The organism is Microbacterium sp. B24 (genome assembly GCF_000333415.1).
Taxonomy (GTDB): domain Bacteria; phylum Actinomycetota; class Actinomycetes; order Actinomycetales; family Microbacteriaceae; genus Microbacterium.
Map to the genome: position 1 here is coordinate 1 of NZ_BADB01000346.1, position 2,683 is coordinate 2,683.

3 protein-coding genes and 2 pseudogenes are annotated in these 2,683 nt (G+C 67.1%); 2 read left to right on the forward strand and 3 right to left on the reverse strand.

Translation table 11 applies throughout. The features are described 5' to 3' along the window. Together I5I_RS08975 and I5I_RS08980 are read left to right on the forward strand one after the other, a co-directional pair. Positions 1-521 (forward strand): annotated as a pseudogene (locus I5I_RS08975) (ubiquinol-cytochrome c reductase cytochrome b subunit); the annotation flags it as partial. Positions 522-606: 85 nt separating this feature from the next. After that, positions 607-1,014 carry a rhodanese-like domain-containing protein gene (locus I5I_RS08980; RefSeq protein ID WP_036318464.1) on the forward strand — a complete coding sequence of 136 codons (408 nt, stop codon included), beginning with the start codon at positions 607-609 and terminating at the stop codon, positions 1,012-1,014. A 35-nt stretch (positions 1,015-1,049) separates the two neighbouring features. Here the strand turns inward: I5I_RS08980 and I5I_RS08985 are convergent, their stop codons facing one another. The 3 genes and pseudogenes from I5I_RS08985 to I5I_RS08995 all read right to left on the reverse strand — a co-directional run. Beyond that, a complete protein-coding gene (locus I5I_RS08985; protein ID WP_036318466.1) occupies positions 1,050-1,844 on the reverse strand; it encodes a PP2C family protein-serine/threonine phosphatase in 795 nt (264 codons plus the stop codon). Between the two features lie 20 nt (positions 1,845-1,864). Continuing rightward, complete coding sequence (locus I5I_RS08990) at positions 1,865-2,299, reverse strand: cytochrome c oxidase subunit 4 (RefSeq protein WP_005049192.1); 435 nt, start codon at positions 2,297-2,299, stop codon at positions 1,865-1,867. Beyond that, positions 2,300-2,683: pseudogene (locus I5I_RS08995) on the reverse strand (cytochrome ubiquinol oxidase subunit I); the annotation flags it as partial.

Sequence of the window (2,683 nt, forward strand, 5' to 3'; positions counted from 1 at the left end):
TTTTTGTTGGACCGGTTTTTGCGTATTTCATCACGAAGCGTTTGTGCATCGCGCTCCAGAAGAAGGACCGCGAGATCGCCCTGCACGGCTACGAGTCCGGCCGCATCGTCCGTCTTCCGGGCGGCGAGTACATCGAGGTCCATCAGCCGGTCGACCAGTATGAGATCGTCAAGCTCGTCGACTTCGAGACCAACCAGCCGCTCGTGGTGCGTCCGAACGATCAGGGTCGCATCCCCTGGCACGAGAACTTCCGCGCCTCGCTGTCGCGCTGGTTCTTCGAGGACCGCCTCGCTCCGGTCACTCAGGCGGAGCTGGAGGAAGCGCGTGCCCACCAGCATCACACGCTGGATCACATCGCCGCTGAGGAAGATGCCGAGATCCAGGGCATGCACGAGCGGGCGGGAGTCGGCGACGCGCCGCACCACCCGATCGACGATGGTCGCCAGAGCGAGACCGCCGTCCGCCCGTCGAATGTGATCGTCCCGGATGGCGACACGAAGGACGCGAAAGACAAGGACTGACAACCCGCTCAGGCTGGCAGTCAAGCGGCGAGGAGTGACCGTCCCGGTCCTCCTCGCCGCTTCGTCGTTCGCGTAGCGTCGAGCCATGACTGACGCCCTCTCCTACTTCACCGGCAAACTCGCACACGAGACCGACGCCTCGGACGTCTACGCGGCTCAGCGCGACGGACGAACCTTCGTACTCGTCGACGTGCGCGGCGCCGACGCCTGGGCCCAGGGCCACCCGGTGGGCGCCGTCCACATTCCCTACCGCGAGATCGCTGAGCGGGCTCCGACGGAGATCCCCCTGAGGACGCCGGTGGTCGTGTACTGCTGGAGCCCCGGCTGCAATGCCGGCGCGAAGGGCGCCGTCGAGTTCGCTCGCCTGGGCTACTCCGTGAAGGAGATGATCGGAGGATACGAGTACTGGGTGCGCGAAGGGCTGCCCACCGAGAACGCTCAGGGTGCGCTCCCCCGCGTGTTCGACCCTCAGGTCATGTATGTGCGCCCGTGATCACTCCGCCTGCGCGGCAGCGTGACACCGGGGCTTCAGCCGGCGATCGGGTGCGCGTCTTCGCTGAAGCGCTCGGTGGCCGCTCCCGCGAAGACAACCCCACCGGCCGACGGAACCCCCGCGGCGACGTCTGCGACGACGGCGGTCACATTGTCGCGTGAGCCGGCCTGCAGGGCCGCCGCGACGATGATCTCCGCGGCATCCTGTTGCCCGTCGACGCCTCGCAGGATCTCACCGATCGCGTCGTCCGGCAGGTAGTCGCTGACACCGTCGCTGCACAGCAGCCAGCGATCCCCGGCCACCGGCGTGTGCGCGGTCACGCTGACCGTATCGGACGGCTCGCCGCGAAGCGAGGCGGTGATGATGTTGCGGCGCGGATGCGTCATCGCGTCGGATTCCGTCACCAGCCCCTGATCGACGAGCACCTGGACGAACGAGTCGTCACGGGTCTGACGCAGCAGTCGTCCCGAACGAAGAAGATAGCCTCGAGAGTCTCCGGTGTGCGCAAGAAGCACGGTCCCGCCATCACCGAACCAGATCCCCGTGAACGTGGTCGCCATACCCGCCAGCGAGGGATCCCGCCGCACGTGCGCGCCCAGATCCCAGTTGGCCACCCGCAGCCGAGTGGTCAGCTCTGCGGCATCGCCCGCTCGCCAGCCTCCTGCGACCAACCGATGGACGAGAGCCGCCGATGCGAGATCGCCAGCGGGGCCGCCGCCGACACCGTCCGCCACGCCCGCGCCCCACGATGAGATGAACGCCGCATCCTGATTGACATCGCGAAACGGGCCGACGTCGCTGGAGACGCCGGCCCGAATCGAATGAGCCATCACCGCAGAACCGGCACCGCTCAGCGCGCGAAGTACCCGCGGTAGTACTCGAAGACCCACCCGACGATGGCGACGACGAACACGCCGAGGCCGATCGGCAGCAGGAAGGTGCCGACCGCGAGACCCAGGATGCCGAGAGCCGCGGAGAACGCGAGCACCAGCGGCCACCACGACCACGGGCTGAACTCGCCCATCTCGGGATCGCCGTCATCGATGTCGGCCGTCAGGGAGTCCTCCGGTAGCTCGCCGCCCTGGGCGCGGTGCACGCGGTCGACGTAGAAGCCGATCATCGCGGCCATGAACACCGTGAACAGCAGCGCGACGCTGCCGACCCACTCGATCGCGTGGAACCACTGCCGGTCGGAGTGCTCGATGATGTTCCACCCCGTGTACAGGGCGAAGCAGAGGAAGAAGAACCCGGACAGGATCCACCAGAGGTTGACGTTGGTCTTCACTTACTTGACCTTCCCCTCGGCCGTGTCCATGACGGGAGCATCGGGAGCGTCCTTCGCCGGACCGACACCGACCGGGAGCGCTGCTTCGGGGTGGTTGAGGTCGAAGGCAGGGCGCTCACTGCGGATGCGCGGAATTGAGGTGAAGTTGTGACGCGGGGGCGGGCAGCTGGTGGCCCACTCGAGAGATCCGCCGTAGCCCCAGGGGTCGTTGACCGTGACCCGCGGCGCCTTGCGCGAGGTGATCCAGACGTTCAGGAAGAACGGGATCATCGAGGCACCCAGGATCATCGCTCCGATCGTGGACACCTGGTTTTGCCAGGTCCAGCCGTCGGCGGCCGAGTAGTCGGCGTAGCGGCGCACCATGCCGTCGACGCCCAGCCAGTG